The 23,165-nt window shown below is 60.2% G+C and carries 19 protein-coding genes and 1 pseudogene; 10 read left to right on the plus strand and 10 right to left on the minus strand.

Annotation, left to right across the window (positions count from 1 at the left end; genetic code table 11):
- The first annotated feature begins 5 nt into the window (after positions 1 to 5).
- From C4J88_RS21510 to C4J88_RS21525, 4 genes and pseudogenes are all read left to right on the plus strand, one after another.
- Positions 6 to 1,070: an imelysin family protein gene (locus C4J88_RS21510; RefSeq protein WP_124364232.1), complete on the plus strand. Its 1,065-nt coding sequence runs from the start codon at positions 6 to 8 to the stop codon at positions 1,068 to 1,070.
- Positions 1,071 to 1,072: 2 nt separating this feature from the next.
- Positions 1,073 to 2,173 carry a DUF1513 domain-containing protein gene (locus tag C4J88_RS21515; RefSeq protein ID WP_124408666.1) on the plus strand — a complete coding sequence of 367 codons (1,101 nt, stop codon included), beginning with the start codon at positions 1,073 to 1,075 and terminating at the stop codon, positions 2,171 to 2,173.
- A gap of 262 nt (positions 2,174 to 2,435) precedes the next feature.
- Positions 2,436 to 3,590, plus strand: coding sequence for an efflux RND transporter periplasmic adaptor subunit (locus C4J88_RS21520; RefSeq protein WP_124408667.1), 1,155 nt, complete (start codon positions 2,436 to 2,438; stop codon positions 3,588 to 3,590).
- Positions 3,587 to 6,624 (plus strand): annotated as a pseudogene (locus C4J88_RS21525) (multidrug efflux RND transporter permease subunit). Before C4J88_RS21520 ends, C4J88_RS21525 begins: the two are co-directional and overlap by 4 nt.
- Before the next feature lie 119 nt (positions 6,625 to 6,743).
- On the opposite strand, the gene C4J88_RS21530 reads toward C4J88_RS21525, so the two are convergent.
- The 5 genes from C4J88_RS21530 to colR form a co-directional block, all read right to left on the minus strand.
- The gene (locus tag C4J88_RS21530) at positions 6,744 to 6,971 is read right to left on the minus strand and encodes a hypothetical protein (RefSeq protein WP_124364233.1); all 228 of its coding nucleotides are present in this window, start codon (positions 6,969 to 6,971) and stop codon (positions 6,744 to 6,746) included.
- Complete coding sequence (locus tag C4J88_RS21535; RefSeq protein ID WP_124368214.1) at positions 6,968 to 7,687, minus strand: lipopolysaccharide kinase InaA family protein; 720 nt, start codon at positions 7,685 to 7,687, stop codon at positions 6,968 to 6,970. Before C4J88_RS21535 ends, C4J88_RS21530 begins: the two co-directional genes overlap by 4 nt.
- Before the next feature lie 4 nt (positions 7,688 to 7,691).
- Positions 7,692 to 8,372 carry a class I SAM-dependent methyltransferase gene (locus C4J88_RS21540; protein ID WP_124368215.1) on the minus strand — a complete coding sequence of 227 codons (681 nt, stop codon included), beginning with the start codon at positions 8,370 to 8,372 and terminating at the stop codon, positions 7,692 to 7,694.
- A 188-nt stretch (positions 8,373 to 8,560) separates the two neighbouring features.
- Complete coding sequence (locus C4J88_RS21545; protein ID WP_124368216.1) at positions 8,561 to 9,841, minus strand: HAMP domain-containing sensor histidine kinase; 1,281 nt, start codon at positions 9,839 to 9,841, stop codon at positions 8,561 to 8,563.
- Complete coding sequence (gene colR, locus C4J88_RS21550) at positions 9,831 to 10,514, minus strand: two-component system response regulator ColR (RefSeq protein ID WP_124364237.1); 684 nt, start codon at positions 10,512 to 10,514, stop codon at positions 9,831 to 9,833. The genes C4J88_RS21545 and colR overlap by 11 nt, the downstream gene beginning before the upstream one ends.
- Positions 10,515 to 10,714: 200 nt before the next feature.
- Between colR and C4J88_RS21555 the strand changes: the two genes are divergently transcribed.
- Both C4J88_RS21555 and C4J88_RS21560 read left to right on the plus strand, forming a co-directional pair.
- The gene (locus C4J88_RS21555; protein WP_124368217.1) at positions 10,715 to 12,664 is read left to right on the plus strand and encodes an LTA synthase family protein; all 1,950 of its coding nucleotides are present in this window, start codon (positions 10,715 to 10,717) and stop codon (positions 12,662 to 12,664) included.
- Positions 12,665 to 12,715: 51 nt separating this feature from the next.
- Complete coding sequence (locus C4J88_RS21560; protein ID WP_124408065.1) at positions 12,716 to 13,435, plus strand: phosphatase PAP2 family protein; 720 nt, start codon at positions 12,716 to 12,718, stop codon at positions 13,433 to 13,435.
- A gap of 79 nt (positions 13,436 to 13,514) precedes the next feature.
- Here the strand turns inward: C4J88_RS21560 and groL are convergent, their stop codons facing one another.
- The 5 genes from groL to C4J88_RS21585 form a co-directional block, all read right to left on the minus strand.
- The gene (gene groL / locus C4J88_RS21565; RefSeq protein ID WP_057723897.1) at positions 13,515 to 15,158 is read right to left on the minus strand and encodes a chaperonin GroEL; all 1,644 of its coding nucleotides are present in this window, start codon (positions 15,156 to 15,158) and stop codon (positions 13,515 to 13,517) included.
- A 51-nt stretch (positions 15,159 to 15,209) separates the two neighbouring features.
- Positions 15,210 to 15,506, minus strand: a complete 297-nt coding sequence (locus C4J88_RS21570) for a co-chaperone GroES (RefSeq protein WP_124408066.1) — start codon at positions 15,504 to 15,506, stop codon at positions 15,210 to 15,212.
- Between the two features lie 247 nt (positions 15,507 to 15,753).
- Complete coding sequence (locus C4J88_RS21575; RefSeq protein WP_124364241.1) at positions 15,754 to 16,230, minus strand: FxsA family protein; 477 nt, start codon at positions 16,228 to 16,230, stop codon at positions 15,754 to 15,756.
- A gap of 66 nt (positions 16,231 to 16,296) precedes the next feature.
- Positions 16,297 to 17,028: a HugZ family protein gene (locus C4J88_RS21580; RefSeq protein ID WP_124408067.1), complete on the minus strand. Its 732-nt coding sequence runs from the start codon at positions 17,026 to 17,028 to the stop codon at positions 16,297 to 16,299.
- 102 nt (positions 17,029 to 17,130) lie between these two features.
- Positions 17,131 to 18,138, minus strand: coding sequence for a DUF481 domain-containing protein (locus tag C4J88_RS21585; protein ID WP_124408068.1), 1,008 nt, complete (start codon positions 18,136 to 18,138; stop codon positions 17,131 to 17,133).
- A gap of 154 nt (positions 18,139 to 18,292) precedes the next feature.
- Here C4J88_RS21585 and C4J88_RS21590 point away from each other — a divergent pair, with 154 nt between their 5' ends.
- The 4 genes from C4J88_RS21590 to C4J88_RS21605 all read left to right on the plus strand — a co-directional run bounded on the left by C4J88_RS21590 (position 18,293) and on the right by C4J88_RS21605 (position 23,143).
- The gene (locus C4J88_RS21590; RefSeq protein ID WP_124405180.1) at positions 18,293 to 18,646 is read left to right on the plus strand and encodes an MGMT family protein; all 354 of its coding nucleotides are present in this window, start codon (positions 18,293 to 18,295) and stop codon (positions 18,644 to 18,646) included.
- Positions 18,647 to 18,689: 43 nt separating this feature from the next.
- A complete protein-coding gene (locus C4J88_RS21595; protein ID WP_124368222.1) occupies positions 18,690 to 20,222 on the plus strand; it encodes an AmpG family muropeptide MFS transporter in 1,533 nt (510 codons plus the stop codon).
- Between the two features lie 231 nt (positions 20,223 to 20,453).
- Positions 20,454 to 22,169 carry a proline--tRNA ligase gene (locus C4J88_RS21600; protein WP_124364246.1) on the plus strand — a complete coding sequence of 572 codons (1,716 nt, stop codon included), beginning with the start codon at positions 20,454 to 20,456 and terminating at the stop codon, positions 22,167 to 22,169.
- A gap of 20 nt (positions 22,170 to 22,189) precedes the next feature.
- A complete protein-coding gene (locus tag C4J88_RS21605; protein ID WP_124408069.1) occupies positions 22,190 to 23,143 on the plus strand; it encodes a hypothetical protein in 954 nt (317 codons plus the stop codon).
- Positions 23,144 to 23,165: the final 22 nt, after the last annotated feature.

Below are 23,165 nucleotides of genomic sequence, written 5' to 3' on the forward strand. Positions count from 1 at the left end.
TCGACATGTTCCGTCCCAAGTTGTTGTTCACCAGCCTGGCCGCCCTTGCCCTCGGCGCCTGCTCGCCCCAGGACCCGCAAGCGGTGACCTCGGCGGCCATCGCCAAGCAAGTCATCCTGCCCACTTACAGCCGCTGGGTTGAAGCCGACCGCCAACTGGCCGTCAGCGCCCTGGCCTACTGCCAGGGCAAGGAAAGCCTGGACACCGCCCGTGCCGACTTCCTCCACGCGCAAAAAGCCTGGGCCGAGTTGCAACCGCTGCTGATCGGCCCGCTGGCCGAAGGCAACCGCGCATGGCAAGTGCAGTTCTGGCCGGACAAGAAAAACCTGGTGGGTCGCCAGGTCGAACAGTTGGTCGCCAGCCAGCCACAGATCGACGGCGCCGCCCTCGCTAAATCCAGCGTGGTGGTGCAAGGCCTGTCGGCCTACGAATATATCCTCTACGACGCCAAGCCTGACGTCGCCGACGAAGCCCAGAAAGCCCGTTACTGCCCGCTGCTGATGGCCATCGGCGAACGCCAGAAAGCCCTGGCCGAAGAGATCCTGGCCAGTTGGAACAGCACCGACGGCATGCTGGCGCAGATGAGCAAGTTTCCGAACCAGCGCTACGCCGATTCCCACGAAGCCATTGCCGACCTGCTGCGTGTGCAAGTGACCGCCCTGGATACCCTGAAGAAAAAACTCGGCACGCCGATGGGCCGCCAGACCAAGGGCATCCCGCAACCGTTCCAGGCCGATGCGTGGCGCAGCCAGTCGTCCCTGCAGAGCCTGGAAGCCAGCCTCGCGGCGGCCCAGACCGTATGGGTAGGCGTCGACAACAAAGGCCTGCGCGGCCTGTTGCCGGCCGATCAGAAAGCCCTGGCCGACAAGATCGACGCCGCGTATGCCGCGTCACTGAAACTGTTCGCCAGCAACCAGCGCTCCCTCAACGAACTGTTGAACGATGACGCCGGGCGCCAGCAGCTCAACGATCTCTATGACAGCCTCAACGTGGTCCATCGCCTGCATGAAGGCGAGTTGGCCAAGGCGCTGGGCATCCAACTGGGCTTCAACGCCAACGACGGTGACTGATGATGCTCAGGCGACAGGCTTTGGCGGTAGGCAGCGTGCTGCTCAGTGCATTGACGTTGGGCGGCTGGACGCTGTTCAAGCAGAAAGACAAGAGCCCCCTGCTGCTGTCGGCGCGGGATGACGCCGACGGCAAGCACTACGCCGTCGGTTATCGCCTGGACGGCACGCAGGTGTTCGCCACCCAGGTCGGCCAGCGCTGCCACGACATCGTCAACCACCCGACGCTGCCGATCGCGCTGTTCGTCGCCCGCCGCCCGGGCACCGAGAGTTACCTGGTCGACCTGCGTGACGGCGCGCTCCTGCAAACCATCACCTCGAACCCCAATCGCCACTTCTATGGGCACGCGGTGATCCACAAGAGCGGTGACTGGCTGTACGCCACCGAGAACGACACGTCCGACCCCGGCCGTGGCTTGCTCGGCGTGTACCGGTTCGAAGACGAGCGGTTGGTGCACAGCGGGGAAATCTCCACCCATGGCATCGGCCCGCACCAGGTCTCTTGGATGCCCGACGGCGAAACCCTGGTGGTGGCCAACGGCGGCATTCGCACCGAAGCCGAAAGCCGTGTGGAGATGAACCTCAACGCCATGGAACCGAGCCTGGTGCTGATGCACCGCGACGGCCGCCTGATCAGCAAGGAAACCCTGGGCCAGCAGATGAACAGCGTGCGCCATATGGGAATCGCCAGCGATGGCACCATCCTCACCGGGCAGCAGTTCATGGGGCCGTCCCAGGAGCGCTCCGAGCTGCTCGCGATCAAGCGTCCGGGCCAGCCGTTCGTGGCCTTTGCAGTGGCCGATGCGCAGTTGCAGGCGATGGGGCACTACACCGCCAGCGTCGCGGTGCACAGTGAGCTGCGCCTGGTGGCGTTGACGGCGCCGCGTGGTAATCGGTTTTTTATCTGGGACATGGACAGTGGCGAGTTGCGCCTGGACGGCCCGCTGCCCGATTGCGCCGGGGTCGGCGCGGTGGCGGACGGCTTTGTCGTGACCTCGGGCCAGGGGCGCTGCCGCCTCTACGATTGCCGTCAGAAACAGCCGGTAGCGACGCCGCTGACCTTGCCTGCAGGGTTATGGGATAACCACCTGCACCTTATGACGTAACCACCCGCCTCGATCTCAAGGCTCCTGCGCCGACGCCCAGGAGCCTAGCCGCCGACAACCACCAACGCCTGGCACATCGCCTACGCAATCTGTGGAATTGCTTCTCATCCGAGAGACTTGTCCCACAACAACTTGCGAAGCTACCCCTTATCCCCTTCCTTGTTCTGACGAAGACTGCGGCGCTCAGCGCAGTGCCGCTTGGTCGTGCGTGCTCGCGCTTCGTTAACCCTGCACACGTCTTCACAAGGACTCCATTATGACCATGCCGGGCCGCCGGATGATTATCATGCTCAGCCTCGTTCTGTCAGTCGTGCTGATGCTCGCCGGCTACAAGACGTACTGGATTTATCAGCAACTGCAGCGTTTGCATGGGCCAACGCCACCCGTCAGTGTGGCGACGTCCAATGCCTTTGAAATCCCCTGGCAGCGCCAAATGCCTGCCGCGGGCACGCTCAAGGCGTTGCAAGGTATCAACCTGAGCACTGAGGTGCCCGGTGTCGTCACACAGTTGCACTTTGAGTCAGGGCAAAGGGTCGAGGCTGGACAGACCCTGCTGCAGCTCGAGCACCAAACCCAACAGGCAGAGTTGGACGTGGCAAAGGCCGACCAGCGCCTGGCCCGTCAGAACTTTGAGCGCGGTCGAAAACTGGTGGACATCAGCGCCATCTCCAAAGGCGAATTCGATCGGCTCGGTGCTGAACTCAACCGCAACACTGCCCTCGTTGCACAGCGCACCGCAGCGCTGGAAAAGAAACACATCACCGCCCCTTTCACCGGCACCATCGGCATCCGCCAGGTCAACGTGGGTGATTACCTGCAAAGTACCCAGGTTATCGCCAGCCTGCAGGACACTCGCCGCCTTTACGTGGACTTTTATGTGCCCGAGCAAGCCGTTCAACTGATCAGGATCGGGCAGCCGGTTCAGGTTGAAGTCTCGGCACGCCCAGGCACCTTCAGCCTCGCCGAGGTGAGCGCCATCAACCCGATCGTCGATGACAGCACGCGAAATGTGCTGGTGCGCGCGACGCTGCCCAACCCACGCGACGACCTGCTCCCGGGAATGTTCGCCCATTTACGGGTGCTGCTGGACGAACCGACTGCGCAAACCGTGATCCAGGAAAGTGCGATCGCCTTCAACCCTTATGGTCAGTACGTTTACGTGATAACCCGAGGCAACAACGGCGAGCCGCAGGCCTCCGATAACGGCGATACACCGCAACTGATAGCCGAGCAGCGCTTGATCGAAACGGGCGAGCGTCGCAATGGCCTGGTGGTGGTTTCCAAGGGGCTGAGCAAGGGCGAACAGGTGGTCACCGCCGGCCAGCTCAAACTGAAACACGGCACACCCGTGCGGATCAGCATTGACCGAAGCCAGCCGGATGGGCAGCCGATGCCACATCAGGAGGGCGCAGAATGACCTTCACCGACCGGTTCATCCGTCGCCCGGTACTGGCCGTGGTGGTCAGTCTGTTGATCGTGCTGCTGGGCTGTCAGGCCTACGAAAAACTGCAGCTGCGCCAGTTTCCGCAGATGCAGAACGCGCTGATCACTGTCACCACCGTCGCCCCGGGTCTGAGTGCGCACACCATCCAGAGTTACATCACACAACCCTTGCAACAAAGCCTGGCCAGCGCACAGGGCATCGACTATATGACGTCTTCCAGTCGCCAGAATATCTCGATTATCTCTATCTATAGTCGGCTCGACGCCGACAGTGACCGCTTGTTCACCGAGCTGCTGGCCAAGTCCAATGAAGTCAGGAACCAGTTGCCCAGCGGGATTGAGGATCCGGTGCTGAGCAAAGTTGCAGTGGACAGCACCGCGCTGATGTACCTGAGTTTTTCCAGCAAAACCATGAACAATGCTCAGATCACGGACTACCTGCAGCGCGTGGTCCAGCCGCGACTGGTGACACTGCCGGGCATGGCGCAAGCGCAGATCATCGGCAGCCAGAGCTTCGCCATGCGCCTGTGGCTCGACCCGATAAAACTCGCAGGGTTTGGTCTGAGCGCCGCTGACGTGACCCAGGCAATCAGACGCTACAACGTACAATCTGTCGCGGGGGACCTTACCGGCGAATATGTCGTCACCAGTGCGACCACCAACACTGAACTGCAATCGGCCGAGGGGTTCAGTGCGATTCCCGTGAAAACCGACGGCGACAATCAGGTGCGCCTGGGAGACGTCGCACGCGTGGAGCTGGGCTCGCAAAATTACGACAGTTTCAGCACCTTCAATGGCACCCCTGCGGTTTATATCAGTATTCAAGCCACACCCGACGCCAACCCCCTGGAGTTAGGCAAGCGTGTCCGCGAACTGATCCCACACCTGCAATCGCAGCTCCCGCCCGACTTGCATTCGGATATCGCTTACGATTCGACGCTTTACATCAATGCCTCGATCGACCAAGTGCTGTCCAGCCTGGTAGAAGCCGTACTGATTGTAGTGTTGGTGGTGTTTTTGTTCCTGGGCTCCTTGCGCTCGGTGATCATTCCCGTCATCACCATTCCGCTGTCGCTGATTGGCACCTTGTTCCTCATGCAGCTGATGGGCTATTCCATCAACGTCCTGACGCTGCTGGCCATGGTTCTGGCGATCGGCCTGGTGGTCGATGACGCCATCGTGATGATGGAAAACATTCACCGCCACATCGAACAGGGTAAGTCCCCACTTGAGGCCGCGATCAAGGGGCAAGAGAGGTTTGCATCCCGGTGGTGTCGATGACCATCACGCTGGCCGCAGTCTATACACCCATCGGTTTCATGCAGGGCCTGACCGGGGCGCTGTTCAAAGAGTTTGCCCTGACCCTGGCCGGCGCTGTGGTGATTTCCGGGATCGTGGCGTTGACGCTGTCACCGATGATGTGTGCCATTTTGCTGCGCCCTGAAACACAGCCACAGGGCCTGACGCGGGTGCTGGACCGATTCTTCAACGCGTTGAAAACGCGCTATCAGCGCCGTCTGCACCAGATCATGCAAGCGCAGTCCGTGGTAGTGGTATTCGCCGCGCTCGTACTCTGCCTGATCCCCGTCATGCTCACGTTCACCCTCTCGGAGTTGGCGCCCGACGAGGACAAGGGCCTGATTTTTATCCTGTCCAATGCGCCCCAACCGACCAACCTGGCGTACCTGAACCGCTACACCCAGGACTTTATCGAACCCTTCAAAACCTTTCCCGAATACCAGGCATCCTTCCAGATCAACGGCCTGGACGGCGTACATTCAGGCGTTGGCGGCTTCCTGCTCAAACCCTGGGAGGAACGTGAACGTACACAGATGAGCGTCCTGACACCCTTGCGCGAAAAACTCGACAACAACCCCGGCCTGCAAGTCTTCGCGTTCAACCTGCCTTCCTTGCCAGGCACAGGTGAAGGGCTGCCCTTTGGCTTTGTCATCAGCTCCCAGCAGGACCACAACTCGATGATCGGCGTGGCCGAGCGCATCAAACAACGCGCGATCGACTCAGGAAAGTTTGCCTACGTGGATATCGACCTGGCCTTCGACCGACCCGAAGTAACGGTCGAAATTGACCGGACCAAGGCCGCCCAGATGGGCGTGTCCATGGAGGATCTGGACCTGACCTTGAGCACCCTGCTGGCTGAAGCGGAAATCAACCGATTCAGTATCGACGGTCATCTCTACAAAGTGATTGCTCAAGTGGAGCGCAGCTATCGGGACAACCCCGCCTGGCTGAGCCAGTACGCAGTCAAAAACGCCAAGGGCCAATTACTGCCCTTGTCGACGCTGACCACAGTCTCCAGCCCACAGGTTCGGCCACGGCAGTTGAATCAGTTTCAACAGCTCAATTCAGTCACGGTGTCGGCCTTTCCGATTGTGGGTATGAGCAACGCACTGCAGACCCTGCAAACCATCGCCCAGGAGGAGGCGCCAGCGGGCTATACCTTCGATTACCGCAACGCGACACGTCAGTTCGTGCAGGAGGGAAATGCGCTATGGGGCACGTTTGGCCTGGCGTTGGCGCTCATCGGCCTGGTATTGGCGGCGCAGTTTGAAAGCCTGCGCGATGCCCTGGTGATACTGGTGACGGTACCGCTGTCGGTATGCGGTGCATTGATCGCACTGTTTCTGGGTTGGTCCACCCTGAATATCTACACGCAAATCGGGCTGGTCACGTTAATCGGCCTGATCAGCAAGCACGGCATCCTGATCGTTGAGTTCGCCAATCAACTGCGCAAGGAAAAAGGCCTGTGCGCGCGCGCTGCGGTCGAACAAGCGGCTGCGATTCGCCTGCGGCCGATTCTGATGACGACCCTGGCAACGGTAATGGGCGTCGTCCCGCTGATTTTTTCCAGCGGTGCGGGTGCGGTCAGTCGGTTCGATATCGGTATGGTGATCGCCACCGGCATGTCGATTGGTACCCTATTCACCCTGTTCGTCCTGCCGACGGTGTACACGGCGCTGACCAAAGCTGACAAGGTGCCCCCTCAATAGCGTGATCGGTGAGTGCGCCTTCAGTTCACTGCAGTGACTTGCGCTCACCCGATTGCCCCCGCTGAGTCCCAAAAAAAGGGCCTCGCATCGCGAAGCCCTTCCTGGGGGGTTCAATCGTTTCAACTCTGCGGCCTCATCGCTTGAGACATCCCGAACATGAATAACAGCAATTCATGATCGGGCTTGGCCGCCACACTGACCTTGGCGACACGTGGCTGCAGGCATAGCCCACCGCCTTGCGCCGCACTGAGTACCTGTGTGCGAGGCTGTTCCCACGCAGCCAGGGCGAGGGCTGCAATGCCCAACGCCCCGACCAGGAACACACCTCGTGCTATTTCTAGCTTCATCTGGTTAAACCCTTGATAGCGCTGCCAAACGCCGTCTCATAAAAGTAGCTGAGTTTTTTCCAGTCGGTATCGTTCCACGACGAATGGCGGCGCAATTGCAGCATGTCATGGGAGGCGGCCCGATAAGCGGTCAGACGCTGGCGACATTTTTCAAAGTCCAGCAACGCCACTTCCACAGTCACCGCATCGCCCTCGCCGGTGACCCGCACGAAGATGTGCTTGATATACAGGCAACCATGCTGCCAGCGCCCTTTGTGCATGCGCGCCAGGGTAGTGGCCAGCTCCTTGAGCAGGCGTTCATGCACCTCCTCGCCGTATTGCTCACGACCACCGGCGGCGTACCAGTTTTCGATCTCGTCGAAACCGTCCAGCGAAGCGGTGACCAGCAAGGCTTTCCATTGATGCTCGGGGTCGCGTCGCGCCTCGCAGAACACCATCTCCGGCACCCGTACATCGAGCAAGCGCAGGCCCCTGAGGGCATCACGTTCACGCAACACGGTCGGACGTCCAAACGGATGCAGCCAACTGCGGTAGATGTGGCCGGTCTGGCGCTTGCAGTAGAGCAAACGGCCATTGGAACTGACCACCCGCTGTACGCCACTTTCACCGCCACGCCGACGATTGGGCTCTTCTACCCATTCGCCCTGCTGGCGCCAGAAAAAATCAAATCGTTCTTCGGGAGCTACATGACTGCCGACTACGCACTCAACTGCCATCCTGTTACCTCTTACGCAATACATAGACTCGCCACATGGCGTAGAGCGGCATGAAGTCCAGGGATTCCTGAACCCGGAAACCGGCCTGCTCGAATTCTGCCTCGACAGTAGCAGCCGGTAACACAAACCGGTTTTGGTAACCTTCCTGCTCACCTTTCTTACGACGACGCACTTCGGCGCGCTTACGCTTCCAAGCCTTGAAATTGCCATCCACCCACAGCGAGATAATCACGCTGTCACGGGTAACACGTTGAAACTCCCGCAGTATTGTCATCCTGTGCGCTGGGTCACCGATGTGGTGCATCAAGCGCATGCAGAAAATACTGTCGACCGAATTATCTGGCAAATCGATATCAAAGGCAGATGTCTGCAAAGGACGTACCCGTTTCACCACTTCCGGGGGTTGGGCCACCGTGGCGACCTTCAACATCGAGGCCGAATTGTCGGCCCCGATAATCACGCGGTTGGGTTTCTCGGCCAGCAACGGCCAGAATCGCCCTGCACCACACGGCAGGTCTAACACCAGGCCGGGCTCACCGGCCATGGCCAGCGCTGCGCGCGCCAGCTGCTCGTCGCGTTTGTGGGACCACCGGCGGGCCAGATTGTCCTGATGCTTGAGCAAATAGCGGTGAGCGTGGTTATCGTCGTACTTTTCAGAAAACTCTAACTTGATCGGCGAAGGCATCTTACATCTCCAATTACTGATGCCTACAACCCTAAGCAGCGAACTGTGATCAACAAGTCAACTCGTTGTGAAAAACTTGTCCTGTCCAATTGCATACATTTCAAGACTTTACAGAAACATTCAGTAGCATCGGGCCATCTTCGCTGAAAAACCGGCGTCGTGCAGCAGCAAATTGTCAGACTGAGCGGTCAGGTTTTGACTTGATCCAATTCCACATGAAAACGGCAACCATTGGGCTCCATGGTGCTCAGAGTCACGCTCCAGCCTTGGTTCTCACAGATGCGCTGCACCAGCGACAAGCCCAAGCCCAGCCCCTCGCCGCGCTTCTCGCTGCCCCGCACAAACGGCTCGAACATCGCCTCACGCTTGTCTTCAGGAATGCCCACGCCGGAATCCTCCACCACAAAACCGCTGGGCTCCAGGGTGAGGCGGATAAACCCTTGCTCGGTGTAATGCAGTGCATTGCGCAACAGATTGCCCATCACCGCATGCAGGAAGGTGGTGTTGTAGCGGGTATCCAGCGGATTGCCTGGGCAGTAGATCAGTTCAAGGCCCTTTTGCTCGATGGGCCCGCGCCAGATCCCGAGCAGGTCCTCAGCCACCTGTGTCAGGTTGACCTGGGCCGACATGGCGGCATCGTCATGCTGGGCACGGGCCAGCATCAGGAAGGTCTGCACCAGTTCGCGCATTTCTTCACAGGCCCGGGCGATTCGCTGGACCTGGTTGCGCCCCCGTTGATCGATTGCCGGGTTCTCCAGCAACAGCTCGCAGGAACTGGCCAGCACCATCAAGGGTGTGCGCAATTCATGGCTCACATCGCTGGTAAACAACTGCTCGCGAGACAGCGCCTGGCGCAAGCGACCCAGGGTGGCATCGAACGCCACCGCCAACTCGCCCACTTCGTCGGCCGCATAATCCGGTGCCAGAGGCGGGGCAAGCCCGAGCAACTGGTCGCGATGGCGCACCTGGCGCGCCAGCCGTACCACCGGCGCCATCACCTTGCGCGCCAGCACCCAGCCGAGAAACACCGCCAACGCCAGGCTGAGCACGAAGCCCACCAGCACCACGGCAAACAGGACGCGCTCGCGCTCTTCGAAATCGCTCTGGTCCTGCAGCAGCACATAACGCCGGCCATCGATCACCTCGACCATGGCGTGGTATGACAGCGACTCGCGAAACACTTCATGAAAGCCTGGGTCCAGATGCCGCAGGTCCTTGGGCAGCTCGAAATCGCCGGGGCCGCCGCTGAAATAAAACAACTGGTCAGGCTCCGGCCGGTGTCGCCAGTCTTCCATGCTGTCCATCAACAGCAGCCGTTGCAGATCGCCACCCAGGCCCGCCGAAATCAACTTCTCTTCCACCAGGTGCACCGTCGCGACGATGCCCATGGCGAAAGCCCCCGCTACCAACGCGCTCATCAAGGCAAAGGCGATGATGATCCGCTGGGCAAGGCTTTGCTTAAACTCCATCACGGCCCTCGGCGAGGCGATAACCCACACCGTGCACCGTTTGCAGCAGCGGCTTGGCGAAAGGTTTGTCGATCACTTGGCGCAATTGGTGGACGTGGCTGCGCAAGCTGTCGCTGTCCGGGCAATCATCGCCCCACAAGGCTTCTTCGAGAATTTCCCGACGCAATACGTGCGGGCTTTTCTGCATCAATACTGCCAGCAGCTTCAGGCCGACCGGGTTGAGCTTGAGCATGCGCCCTTCGCGCGTGACCTCCAGGGTGTCGAGGTCGTAATGCAGGTCGCCCACTTGCAACACACGCCGCCCGCCACCCTGGGCCCGGCGCAGCACCGCTTCGATGCGCGCGGCCAGTTCGGACAAGGCGAACGGCTTGAGCAGGTAGTCATCGGCCCCGGACTTGAAGCCCTGCAGCCGGTCGTCCAACTGGTCGCGGGCGGTGAGCATGATCACCGGGGTGTCGCGGCGTGCATCTTCACGCAGGCGTTTGCACAGGGTGTAGCCATCGATGCCGGGCAGCATGATGTCGAGCACGATCAAGTCGTAATGCTCGGTGGCGGCCAGGTGCAGGCCCGACAAACCGTCCTGCGCACAGTCCACTGTGTAGCCTTTGAGCCCCAAGTAATCGGCCAGGTTGGCCAGAATATCGCGGTTGTCTTCAACCAATAAAATTCGCATGGGCAGTGTCTCCGTACGCGGTAACGGCCGTGTTGGCTCGCGCAGCTTAAGGCCAAGTGCGGCTCAGGGATAGAGCGGCGAGGCCCGTCGATAAAGGTTTTCAACTGATTGGGCAGCCAAACGAGTTTTTCACTATAGCTTCACAAACTGACTACAGTGTCAGCGTGAAGATCGCCGCCATTGATAAAAGGAAATTTGACATGGGGCTCCCCAAAACCGCGCCTGTGCGCTATTTGCTGTTGATAACCGGCGCCTGGCTGGTTGTTTTCCTGCTCACCCGCAGCGTGCTGCTCATCACTCACCTGGATGAAGTCGGCGGTAACCTGCTGCCGGTGTTCGGCGTGGGCTTGCTCTACGACCTCGGCTTCCTGGCCTACGCGGCATTGCCGCTGGGGCTGTACCTGTTGCTGTGCCCGCCAGCGTTGTGGCGCCGCCGCGGTCATCGCTGGTTTTTGCAAGCGCTGCTCACGGCGAGCCTGTTCGCGATGCTGTTTACCTCGGTGGCCGAATGGCTGTTCTGGGATGAATTCGGCGTGCGCTTCAACTTTATCGCCGTTGATTACCTGGTGTACTCCGACGAGGTGTTGAACAACCTGCTGGAGTCCTACCCGATCGGCAAGCTGCTCAGCCTGCTGGCGATGCTCGCGCTGATCCTCAGCGTGGCCCTGCGCAAGCCCTTCAACGCCGCGATGGCCGCGCCCCTGCCGGCGCTGCGTGGCCGGTTGGTGAATGCCGTGGCCTTGCTGGTGGTCGCCGGCCTCAGCCTGCAATTGATCAGCCAGGACAGCCCGCGCACCCAAGGTGGCAACGCCTACAACAACGAACTGGCCAGCAATGGCCCCTATCAGTTCTTTGCCGCGTTCCGTAACAACGAACTGGACTACACGCAGTTCTATAAAAGCCTGCCAACCGACGTAGTCGCCAAGCAATTGCGCGCCGAACTCAGTGAACCCAACGCCCGTTTCATCGGCCAGGACCCACTGGATATCCGCCGCACCATCACCAACCCTGGCACGCTGCGCAAGCCCAATATCGTGCTGGTCACCATCGAAAGTTTCAGCGCCAAATACATGGGCAGCAACGGCGACGAGCGCCACCTCACGCCCTACCTCGATGCGCTGCGCCAACAGAGCCTGTACTTCAATAACTTCTATGCTACCGGTACGCGCACCGACCGTGGCCTGGAAGCCATCACCCTGGCGGTTCCTCCTACGCCTGGGCGCTCTATCGTCAAGCGCATCGGCCGCGAAAGCGGTTTCGCCAGCCTTGGGCAGCAGCTTTCCGCCATTGGCTACGACAGCGTGTTCGTCTACGGCGGGCGCGGTTATTTCGACAACATGAATGCGTTTTTCAGCGGCAATGGCTATCGCGTCGTCGACCAGAGCAGTGTGCCCGAAGCGCAAATCTCGTTTAAAAACGCCTGGGGCATGGCCGACGAGGACCTGTACAAACAAACCCTGAATCTGGCCGATGCCGACTACGCCAAGCAGCAGCCGTTTTTGCTGCAGTTGATGACCACCTCCAACCACCGTCCCTACACCTACCCGGACGGGCGTATCGATATCAAATCCGGCAAGGGCCGTGACGGCGCGGTGAAATACACCGACTACGCCATCGGCCAGTTCCTCGACGCCGCGCGTCAGAAGCCCTGGTTCGATAACACGATCTTCGTGTTCGTCGCCGACCACACCGCCGGCAGTGCAGGCAAGGAAGACTTGCCCATCACCAACTACCAGATCCCCCTGTTCATCTATGCACCGAAGCTGATCGACGCCCGGGAAACCGCGCAACTGGCCAGCCAGATCGACCTGGCGCCGACGCTGCTGGGCTTGATCAACCTGAGCTACGAATCAACGTTCTTTGGCCGCAACCTGTTGCAAGACAACCCGCTGCCACCGCGCGTGGTGGTCGGCAACTACCAGCACCTTGGCCTGTTTGACGGCACGAACCTGGCGATTCTCAGCCCGCGCAAAGGCCTGCGTCGTCATGACCAGGCGCTGGGGGACAGCCAGGAACTGCGCGTCGGCAGCGACGACCCGTTGATCCAGCGGGCGATCACCTATTACCAAGCCGCCAGCTACGACTACAAGCAACAACTGCTGAGTTGGAGAGCCCCCAAGGAAGAGGCCCCAGCCCTGAGCACACGCTAATCAAAACGTCCCGTGCGGGTGAGTACGGGACGTTTTTTACCAAGGTCCGTCATGAAGCCCCCCGCCTCCCTACCCGTTTCTAAACCGCTTAATTTTTGGCTGTGTCTGGGCCTCCCCGTCGGCGCCGCATTGGTCTTGCTGCTTCTGCAGCTGACCTCGCTGGACATGGACCTGGCCAAACGCTTCTACGACGCCGAGCAGGGCGGCTTCATCGGCCGCTATAGCTTCTTCCTCGAAGACATCCTGCATGATCGAGCCAAGCAGCTGGTGATCCTGTTTTCGGTACTGGCGATTCTCGGGCTGGTCGGCAGTTTCATCCTGCAGCGACTCAAGCCCTACCGCCGTGAACTGGTCTGCCTGGTACTTTCCCTGGCAATGGCGACGGCCTTTGTGGCGCCGTTGAAAACCATCACCGCTGTGCAGTGCCCCTGGAGCCTCAAGGAATTCGGTGGCCAGGAAACCTACAGCGAACTGCTCAGCCCTCGCCCGCCGACCGATAAACCCGGTCGCTGCTGGCCCGGCGGGCATGCGGCAACCGGCTTTGCCTTGTTCGCCTGGTTCTTCGCCCTGCGCGATCGTCGGCCACGCATGGCGCGCAACGCGTTTATCTTCGCGGTGGGCTTGGGCAGCGTCTTTTCCGTCAGTCGCATGTTGCAAGGGGCGCACTTTTTTTCCCACAACGTGTGGACGGCGATTTTCTGCTGGCTGATCTGCCTGGGCATGTATTGCCTACTGTTGTACCGGCCATCGAAGCCCGCCACGTCCCGTTGACGGCTTGCGCAACACCCATAAAAAAACCCCGCCTGCATCGCTGCAGACGGGGTTTTTTAACTAGCCGGGTAAGGCTGGCTTACATCATGCCGCCCATACCACCCATGCCGCCCATGTCTGGCATACCGCCGCCAGCGCCTTCAGCCTTAGGCTTGTCGGCGATTGCAGCTTCGGTGGTCAGGATCAGACCGCCGATGGAGGCTGCCGCTTGCAGCGCGGAACGAGTCACCTTGGTTGGGTCCAGGATGCCCATTTCGATCATGTCGCCGTAGACGCCAGTCGCAGCGTTGTAACCGTAGTTACCTTTGCCGTTCTTGACTTCGTTGACCACAACGCTTGGCTCGTCGCCGGAGTTGGCAGCGATCTGGCGCAGCGGTGCTTCAACGGCACGACGCAGTACAGCGATACCAACGTTCTGGTCAGCGTTGTCGCCGGTCAGGTTGGTCAGGGCTTCCAGAGCACGGATCAGCGCAACGCCACCGCCAGGTACCACGCCTTCTTCAACGGCTGCACGGGTTGCGTGCAGGGCGTCTTCAACGCGGGCCTTCTTCTCTTTCATTTCGACTTCGGAACCGGCGCCAACCTTGATCACCGCAACGCCGCCGGACAGCTTGGCCAGACGCTCTTGCAGTTTTTCACGGTCGTAGTCCGAGGAAGTCTCGGCTACTTGAGCGCGGATCTGAGCGATACGCGACTCGATGTCACCTTCAACGCCAGCACCGTCAACGATGATGGTGTTTTCCTTGGAGATGGTCACACGCTTGGCGCTACCCAGGTTTTCCAGGGTGGCGCTTTCCAGGCTCAGGCCGATCTCTTCGGAGATAACGGTACCGCCGGTCAATACGGCGATGTCCTGCAGCATGGCCTTGCGACGGTCGCCGAAGCCTGGAGCCTTGACGGCTGCAACCTTGACAATGCCACGCATGTTGTTCACAACCAGAGTCGCCAGGGCTTCGCCTTCAACGTCTTCGGAAACGATCAGCAATGGGCGGCCGGCTTTGGCAACGGCTTCCAGCACTGGCAGCATTTCGCGGATGTTGGAGATCTTTTTGTCGACCAGCAGGATCAGCGGGCTGTCCAGCTCGGCAACCATGGTGTCTGGCTTGTTGACGAAGTACGGGGACAGGTAGCCACGGTCGAACTGCATGCCTTCTACAACCGACAGTTCGTTTTCCAGGCCCGAGCCTTCTTCAACGGTGATCACGCCTTCTTTGCCGACTTTTTCCATGGCTTCGGCAATGATGTCGCCGATGGAGCTGTCGGAGTTGGCGGAGATGGTGCCTACCTGAGCGATTGCCTTGGTGTCAGCGCATGGCTTGGACAGGTTTTTCAGCTCGGCAACGATGGCGATGGTCGCCTTGTCGATACCGCGCTTGAGATCCATCGGGTTCATTCCGGCAGCGACGGCCTTGTAGCCTTCGTTGACGATGGCCTGAGCCAGTACGGTCGCGGTGGTGGTGCCGTCACCGGCGTCATCGTTGGCACGGGAGGCAACGTCTTTGACCAGCTGCGCGCCCATGTTTTCGAAACGGTCTTCCAGTTCGATTTCTTTGGCGACGGAAACGCCGTCCTTGGTGATGGTCGGAGCGCCGAAGCTCTTCTCGATGATCACGTTACGGCCTTTCGGGCCCAGGGTCGCTTTTACTGCGTCAGCCAGGACGTTGACACCGGTGAGCATTTTCTTGCGAGCGGAGTCGCCGAATTTAACTTCTTTAGCAGCCATGATCGATATTCCTTAAATACTTTGGAGTAAACGGGAAAATGAGCGGGGAAATCAGCCTTCCAGTACGGCGAGAATCTCGTTCTCAGCCATTACCAGCAAGTCTTCGCCGTCGATTTTCACAGTGTTGCTGCCGGAGTAAGGGCCGAAAACAACCTTGTCACCGACTTTAACGGCCAGCGCACGTACATCACCGTTGTCCAGGGATTTGCCTGGGCCGACAGCGAGAATCACGCCATGGTTGGCTTTTTCAGCAGCCGAACCTGGCAGGACGATACCGCCAGCGGTTTTCTTTTCTTCTTCGCTGCGACGGATGACGACGCGGTCGTGCAGAGGACGAAGGTTACTCATTGTCGATCTCTCCTAATGTGTTTTTCATCGGCCGGTATCAATTCCGGCGGGTTAAATTCCGGCGGTGCCGGTCGCGGCTCGCTGGGCGAACTGCGGAAGTCTGTCTAGTGTCACCACCAGAAACCTTGCGGTGACCGTTACATAAGGGCGCCCAGGCTTATTACAAGGGCCAGCGCAGTAAATTTTTTGTGTTTGCCCAAGGATGAAATGCAACACGGCACCCGAAGGTGCCGTGCCGGTGAAGCAGTTATTTGTTGTCGCGGTGTTCGAATTCGCCTTCGATCACATCGCCTTCACGCCCCAAGGGCTGGCGCGGGGCCGGGCCGCCACGGGGTTGCAGGTCGTCGGCAAAAGCACGCTGGCGCAGGGCCGCTTCTTCGGCACGCTGGCGCATCTTGCCGGCCAGCAATTTGCGTGTGACCGGCAGCAGCATGACCAGGCCCACCACGTCGCTGATGAAACCCGGCAGGATCAACAGGCCACCGGCCAGGGCCATCATCAGGCCTTCGAGCATGGTCTGGGCGGGCAGCTCGCCGCGGTTCAGGCTTTCACGGGCACGCAGTGCCGTCGCCAGCCCGGCGACGCGCAGCACCAGCACGCCGAGCATCGAGCCGAGAATGATCAGCAGCAGTGCCGGGAAAAATCCGATCGCACCGCTGACTTGAACGAATACGAACAGCTCCAGCACCGGAAACAATAGAAAAAGCAACAAAAAAGGGCGCATCAAATGGTTCCTCAACGCAAGAATGCCTTGCTAGTTCACCTTAGATGACGTCGCCTTTTCGTGAATTCAAGCACTAACGTCTGATTTTTTCGGCCAGGATTCGGCGTGAGCCAATGAAACCAAGGCTTCGCGTACTTGTGTCGGCGTGTTGCAAGGTTCGCCAAACGGCAGCCAGTGCAGGGACTGGCCGATACGCAGGTGCATGCCTTCGCTGTCGATGCCGGCCAGTTGCGCAGGCTCGGTCGTCGGTAAACCGGCAAGGTCGACGTAATGGGCGATGGCCTTGGCGTGATCGCTGTTCATGTGTTCGATCATGCTGCGTTCGGCGTTGCCCGCGAACGGATTGGCCAAGGTCAGGCGGTCGACCCAGTGGATCGCGCCGAACCCGCCGATATACCGGTGGCGCACCGGCTGGAGCACCCAGAAATCGAAATCGTGGGCCTTGTGGTAGTTGGCCGACTCGGGGAAGTAACGGTAATAGCGCTCGGCGGCGGCTTCGATCGCAGCGGCGTCGTCGAGTTTTTCGGCTTGCGCCAGGTAGGTCAGGCGCCCGACGGCCTGCACATCGTCGGCTTCGCGCTCACCCACCAGCAACGAACACTTGGGGTCGTTCTGCAGGTTGTGGGTGTGCTGGGCGATGCGACTGATCAGGATCAGCGGCCGGCCCTGCTCGTCGAGGCAGTACGGCACGACCGAACCGAAGGGAAAACCGGGCATGGCTTTGGATTGTGTGGCCAAGGCCCCACGGTATTCCTTGAGCAACAGCTCTCGGGCGTTCCTGGCAACGTGCGCGCTCAATGTATAACTCCTGGGTTGTTTCGCCGCCCATGGCATATGGGAATGGATCTCAACACAAGGTAATCAATATCCGCGCAGGTTGCCAGGGTGCTCGATGCCGCGTTACCAGGCCACGCCAAACCCTGCGGTGTAGCGGGTCTTGCTCAAGCTGCTGTCGGAGTCGCCGCTGATGACGTCGCGCTCGGCCTTGAGATTGAGCGAGGCCCATTCGGTGACCTTGTAGCGCAGGCCCATCTCGGCATCCAGGGCATACTCGGCCGGACCGTCGATCGGCTTGCCCAGCTCACCGTTGGTGAAGAATTCCACGGTCTTGCCTACCAGGTAGCGGTTGTAGTTCCACTTCATGGCCAGGGAATAGAAGTTGTCCTTGCCGCCATCGGCGTATTCGTAATCGGTGCGGTTGATCAGCGAGCCGAGGGAGAACGCGCCCAGTTCATCGTCCCAGAACTGATAGCCCGGGCCGGTACCGACGGTGCGTTGGCGCGCCAGGTCTTCGACCTTATCGCGCTTGTAGGTCAGGCGGCCCTGCCAGAACCAGTGCTCGGTGATGAAGCGGTCCAGATCGTATTCCAGGGCCCAGTTATCGGTGGTGGTGACGTCGTCCTGGAATTCGCGGTTGTACTCGCCCTTGCCGGTATGGCGCCACTGGCCGTGACGGGCCGAGGTCTTGAAGTCGACGTCGTAGTCGTTGGTGTCTTTGTCGGCGCGCTTGTAGTCCAGCGCCAGGTCGATGTTGCCCTTCCACACCAGGTCTTCGATCACAGGCTTGGGCTTGAGGATCTGCTGGATACTGGCCAGGTCCACGGTCTTGGGTGCTTCGCCGTTGGCCAGCACGACTTTGCCATCCTCCGCAGCCTTGAGGGACTTGGCCTTTTCACCACTATAGGCGTCCTGCTTGACCAGCAACTCCTGGTCGCTCTCCAGGGTTTTCACCTGCTTCCAATCCACCGGGATGGCGCCCCCGTAGCTGGTTTGGATCAGCAACTTGCCACCGTCGAAAACTTTGATCTTGCCGGTCAGGCGGTCACCGTTCTTCAACCAGACGGTATCGGCGAGCAGGGGCGTGGAAGCACTGAGGACAGCGAGGCACAGCAGGGTTCTGGACAACATAAGCAGATACGGGGCTCGGGGTTGGCGAAAAGAAGGGGCTATCGTCGTGGATAGCCTGAACTGACTCAACTATTTATAGTGAGTTCCATGCTCACCCCCAAGTTTACAGACGTTTCTTACAAAAACACCGACGTTCTCAACGGATAGCCCCACAGTGAATGAACCTGCCGACACCCCGCAAAGCCCCGCCGACATACGCCGCACCGCGCTTTACCTAACCTTGGCGCAAGTGCCGACAGGTTGCGTCGTAAGCTACGGCGAGTTGGCGCACCTGGCCGGGTTGGGGCGCGCCGCACGCTGGGTCGGGCGTACCCTGAGCCAGCTTCCCGCAGACACCCGACTGCCCTGGCATCGGGTGCTGGGTGCCGGTGGTCGGATAAGTCTGCCGGTGGGCAGCGCCTCAGGTGACGAGCAACGTGCGCGTTTACGCAGCGAAGGTGTCAGCATCCTGAACAATCGCGTTGATATTCAGCGCCATGGCTGGCGCCCGGTAGAGCACAGCGGTTAGAGTGCGCGCTTTGTTTCCGCAAATCTGAGGCAGACTCCAGCCCATGCCCCGTAAAACCTGGCGCGCCGCGCTCGCCGCCTATGCCAGCCCCTCGACGTTAGTGCTGTTGTTGCTCGGTTTCGCTGCCGGCATGCCTTATATGTTGGTGTTCTCGACGCTTTCCGTATGGCTGCGTGAAGCGGGTGTGGCCCGCGAGACCATCGGTTATGCAAGCCTGATCGGGCTGGCCTACGCCTTCAAGTGGGTCTGGTCGCCGCTGCTCGACCAATGGCGCCTGCCATTGCTCGGTAAACTCGGGCGCCGGCGTTCCTGGCTGGTGCTTTCCCAGTCGCTGGTGATCCTCGGATTGATCGGCATGGGCTTTTGTGACCCACAAAAACACTTGTCCTGGCTGATTGCCATTGCCGTCGTCGTTGCCTTCGCCTCGGCCACCCAGGACATCGCCGTCGACGCCTACCGCCTGGAAATCGCCGACGACAGCCGCCAGGCCGCCCTGGCCGCCAGCTATATGTCCGGTTATCGCATCGCTGCCCTGCTGGCCACGGCCGGCGCGCTGTTCTTTGCCGAAGGCTTCGGCTCCACCGGTTTCAACTATAAGCACTCGGCATGGACCGGCACCTATGTGCTGTTCGGCGTGTTGATGGTTCCGGCCCTGCTCACCACTCTGTTGATGCGCGAACCCAACGTGCCGCTGCGCACCCAGTTGCAGGCCGGGCGCTATAGCTTCGTGCATCAGTTGGCGTCAGTGTTCGTGCTGATTGTGCTGCTGGTGTCGGTGCCTGCCATGTTTACCCAGCTGTACAACACGGATTTCGCCAGCGTGCTGTTCCAGGGCGTGAGCCTGTGGGAACTGCTGATGGAAGACCGTGCTTTCCTGCGGGCCATCCTTTATATCCTGCTCACCGCCCTGTGCCTCTCGGCCATGGGCCGCCGTGGCCTGGCGCCGGTACTGACGCCGGTTAACGACTTTATCCTGCGCTACCGCTGGCAGGCGTTGCTGCTGCTCGGGTTGATCGCCACCTATCGCATGTCCGATACCGTCATGGGCGTGATGGCTAACGTGTTCTATATCGACCAGGGTTTTACCAAGGACCAGATTGCCGGGGTCAGCAAGATCTTCGGCCTGATCATGACCCTGCTCGGCGCCGGCATGGGCGGCCTGTTGATCGTGCGGTTCGGGATTCTGCCGATCCTGTTCATCGGTGGCGTGGCCTCGGCTGGCACCAATCTGTTGTTCGTGATGCTCGCCGACATGGGCCCCGACCTGCAGATGCTGATCGTCACCATTTCCCTGGATAACTTCAGCTCCGGCCTGGCCACCTCTGCGTTTGTCGCCTACCTGTCGAGCCTGACCAACCTCAAGTTCTCCGCCACCCAATACGCGCTGCTCAGCTCGATCATGCTGTTGCTGCCGCGCCTGATCGGCGGGTACTCAGGGGTGATGGTGGAGAAGTTCGGCTATCACAGTTTCTTTATGATCACCTGCCTGCTGGGGGTGCCGACGTTGTTCCTGATTGCCCTGCACTGGTTCCAGGAGAATCGGCGCGCCCAGTTGAATCCCCCGCAAGAAGACTGATACGACTCGGTCAATGTGGGAGGGGCGGTGCGACGATTCGACTTGCTCCCGATAGCAGGGTGTCAGGCGCTTATGTATCACTGACCCACCGCTATCGGGGGCAAGCCCCCTCCCACATTTGGATCTCCTACAGTCAGTCAGATCCCCCGCAATGTCACGCCTGTACTCCAGCAGCAAGCGCCCGTACAATCCCAAGTCATTTCAAGTCCAAGCAACCGACAACGGCCTACCATGCGTACCAGTCAATATTTGCTCGCCACACAGAAAGAAACGCCTTCCGATGCGGTTGTGATCAGCCATCAGCTGATGCTGCGCGCCGGCATGATCCGCAAACTGGCCTCCGGCCTGTACACCTGGCTGCCCATGGGCTTGAAGGTGATGCGCAAGGTCGAAGCCATCGTTCGTGAGGAAATGAACGCTGCTGGCTCTCTGGAAGTGTTGATGCCGAGCACCCAACCGGCTGAACTGTGGCAGGAATCCGGACGCTGGGAAGAGTACGGCCCCGAGCTGCTGCGCTTCAAGGACCGTCATGGCCGCGATTTCTGCGCCGGCCCGACCCATGAAGAAGTCATCACCGACCTGATGCGCAACGAGTTGAGCAGCTATAAACAGCTGCCTCTGAATCTGTATCAGATCCAGACCAAATTCCGTGATGAAATCCGCCCACGCTTCGGCTTGATGCGCGGCCGTGAATTCATCATGAAGGACGCCTATTCGTTCCATGCCGACCAGGCGTCCCTGCAGGCGACCTACGACCGCATGCACCAGGCCTACTGCAACATCTTCACGCGCCTGGGCCTGAAATTCCGCCCGGTTGAAGCGGACAACGGTTCCATCGGCGGTGCCGGCTCCCACGAATTCCACGTGCTGGCCGAATCCGGCGAAGACGACATCGCGTTCAGCAACGGTTCCGACTACGCGGCGAACATCGAGAAAGCCGAAGCCATCCCACGGGAAACCTCGCGCCCAGCGCCAGCCGAAGAACTGCGCCTGGTCGACACCCCGGATACCAAGACCATCGCGGCCCTGGTGGAAAAATTCAATCTGCCGATTGAAAAGACCATCAAGACCCTGATCGTGCGCGCCGAAGAAGAAGGCAAGCTGATCGCCCTGGTGATCCGTGGCGACCACGAGCTCAACGAAATCAAGGCGGCCCAGCAACCTGGCGTGGCCAGCCCGCTGGTCATGGCCACCGATGCCGAACTGCGCGACGCCATTGGCGCCGGCGCCGGCTCCCTCGGCCCGCTGAACCTGCCGCTGCCGATCATCATCGACCGTTCGGTCGAGCTGATGAGCGACTTCGGTATCGGTGCGAACATCGACGACAAGCACTACTTCGGCGTGAACTGGGAGCGTGACCTGCCGGTTCCGACCGTGGCCGACCTGCGCAACGTCGTGGCCGGCGACCCAAGCCCGGATGGCAAGGGTACCCTGGAGATCAAGCGCGGCATCGAAGTCGGGCACATCTTCCAGCTGGGCAACAAGTACAGCAAGGCGATGAAGTGCGAAGTGCTGGGCGAGAACGGCAAGCCGATCACCCTGGACATGGGCTGCTACGGCATTGGTGTGTCCCGTGTGGTCGCCGCTGCCATCGAGCAGAACAACGACGAGAAAGGCATCATCTGGAGCGACGCCCTGGCGCCGTTCCAGGTTGCGCTGGTGCCGTTGCGCTATGAAACCGAGCAAGTACGCGAAGCCACCGACAAACTGTATGCCGAACTGACGGCCGCCGGTTTTGAAGTGCTGCTCGATGACCGGGACAAGAAAACCAGCCCGGGCATCAAGTTCGCCGACATGGAACTGATTGGCATCCCCCACCGGATCGTGGTCAGTGACCGCGGCCTGGCCGATGGCAATCTGGAATACAAGAGCCGGACCGAAGCCGAGGCCCAACCGTTGCCGGTGGCTGACGTGCTGTCTTTCCTTCAGGCGCGTATTCGTCGCTGAAAACCAGATCAAGAGAAGTCATGTTCAAGCGAAACACCAGAGCCCTGGGGGGCGCCGCCTTGTGCGGCGCCCTGCTGGTCAGCGGCTGCGCCAACCAGATGTCGCAACGCAGTGAGCACGAGGAGCGGGTTGAGCGCAAGTTGCTCGACCACAGCCTGCAGATCGATGTAGGTGAGCCCAAAGTGCTGGAGCTGCCGCAACGTCGGGTTCGGATTCACGAGCAAAAGACCTTTGAAGTCACCGAATTCGAAGTCACTCGGCGTTACGACCGCTACACGCCTTATCAGCCCTGGCGCAAACTCTACGAGATGCCCCTGGGTGCCGTGGCGCTGGTGGCTGGCGCGGGGGCCAATGTGGTGAACATCTTCGCCCTCGGCAACCTGCCCGCCAGCATGACCCGCGATTGGCTGAGCTACGGCGTGGACGGCATTAACCCGTTCATGAACGTGCAATCCCACGGCCGTGCCCAGCAGAACCTCGCGGGCATCGATGAAGTCCAGCGTGACAAGCGCCTGGAGTATTCGAGCCTGCCCTGGAGCGAACGCCCGGTACAGGTCACCGCCGGCAAACAGACCCATGAACTGACCACCGACCGCGACGGCGTCCTGCGCCTGAACCTGTTGGACAGTCCGTTTGCCGAACAGGACCTGAACCGCATCACCACCTTGAAGATCAGCGTGGAAGACGGCCAGGACGACGTGCACACGGATTCGACCCTGGCGATCAGCAGCACCCTGCGCGGAAAATTGCTGGAAGCCCATGGCCTGATCTACGACGATTTGGAAGACGACGAAGTCAACCAGTGGGTACACCGGGTCAAGCGCCTCTCGGAGCTGGGCCTGGAAGAAGAAGCCAGCGAACTCGAACAAAGCCTGATCGAACTCACGCGCAATGACCCAGAGTTGCAGCAGGAGTTTTTGCAGGCGCTGGCCAAGGATGCCGGGCGGTTAGTCGCAGACCCTGACGCACGCTGATCCCAGGTTTCTTTGTAGGAGC

The organism is Pseudomonas sp. R4-39-08 (assembly GCF_003852275.1).
GTDB lineage: Bacteria > Pseudomonadota > Gammaproteobacteria > Pseudomonadales > Pseudomonadaceae > Aquipseudomonas.

Coding starts and splice junctions, on each gene's coding strand:
- C4J88_RS21510 (WP_124364232.1), top strand. CDS start 6: ATGTTCCGTCCCAAGTTGTTGTTCACCAGCCTGGCCGCCCTTGCCCTC.
- C4J88_RS21515 (WP_124408666.1), top strand. CDS start 1,073: ATGCTCAGGCGACAGGCTTTGGCGGTAGGCAGCGTGCTGCTCAGTGCA.
- C4J88_RS21520 (WP_124408667.1), top strand. CDS start 2,436: ATGCCGGGCCGCCGGATGATTATCATGCTCAGCCTCGTTCTGTCAGTC.
- C4J88_RS21530 (WP_124364233.1), bottom strand. CDS start 6,971: ATGAAGCTAGAAATAGCACGAGGTGTGTTCCTGGTCGGGGCGTTGGGC.
- C4J88_RS21535 (WP_124368214.1), bottom strand. CDS start 7,687: ATGGCAGTTGAGTGCGTAGTCGGCAGTCATGTAGCTCCCGAAGAACGA.
- C4J88_RS21540 (WP_124368215.1), bottom strand. CDS start 8,372: ATGCCTTCGCCGATCAAGTTAGAGTTTTCTGAAAAGTACGACGATAAC.
- C4J88_RS21545 (WP_124368216.1), bottom strand. CDS start 9,841: ATGGAGTTTAAGCAAAGCCTTGCCCAGCGGATCATCATCGCCTTTGCC.
- colR (WP_124364237.1), bottom strand. CDS start 10,514: ATGCGAATTTTATTGGTTGAAGACAACCGCGATATTCTGGCCAACCTG.
- C4J88_RS21555 (WP_124368217.1), top strand. CDS start 10,715: ATGGGGCTCCCCAAAACCGCGCCTGTGCGCTATTTGCTGTTGATAACC.
- C4J88_RS21560 (WP_124408065.1), top strand. CDS start 12,716: ATGAAGCCCCCCGCCTCCCTACCCGTTTCTAAACCGCTTAATTTTTGG.
- groL (WP_057723897.1), bottom strand. CDS start 15,158: ATGGCTGCTAAAGAAGTTAAATTCGGCGACTCCGCTCGCAAGAAAATG.
- C4J88_RS21570 (WP_124408066.1), bottom strand. CDS start 15,506: ATGAGTAACCTTCGTCCTCTGCACGACCGCGTCGTCATCCGTCGCAGC.
- C4J88_RS21575 (WP_124364241.1), bottom strand. CDS start 16,230: ATGCGCCCTTTTTTGTTGCTTTTTCTATTGTTTCCGGTGCTGGAGCTG.
- C4J88_RS21585 (WP_124408068.1), bottom strand. CDS start 18,138: ATGTTGTCCAGAACCCTGCTGTGCCTCGCTGTCCTCAGTGCTTCCACG.
- C4J88_RS21595 (WP_124368222.1), top strand. CDS start 18,690: ATGCCCCGTAAAACCTGGCGCGCCGCGCTCGCCGCCTATGCCAGCCCC.
- C4J88_RS21600 (WP_124364246.1), top strand. CDS start 20,454: ATGCGTACCAGTCAATATTTGCTCGCCACACAGAAAGAAACGCCTTCC.
- C4J88_RS21605 (WP_124408069.1), top strand. CDS start 22,190: ATGTTCAAGCGAAACACCAGAGCCCTGGGGGGCGCCGCCTTGTGCGGC.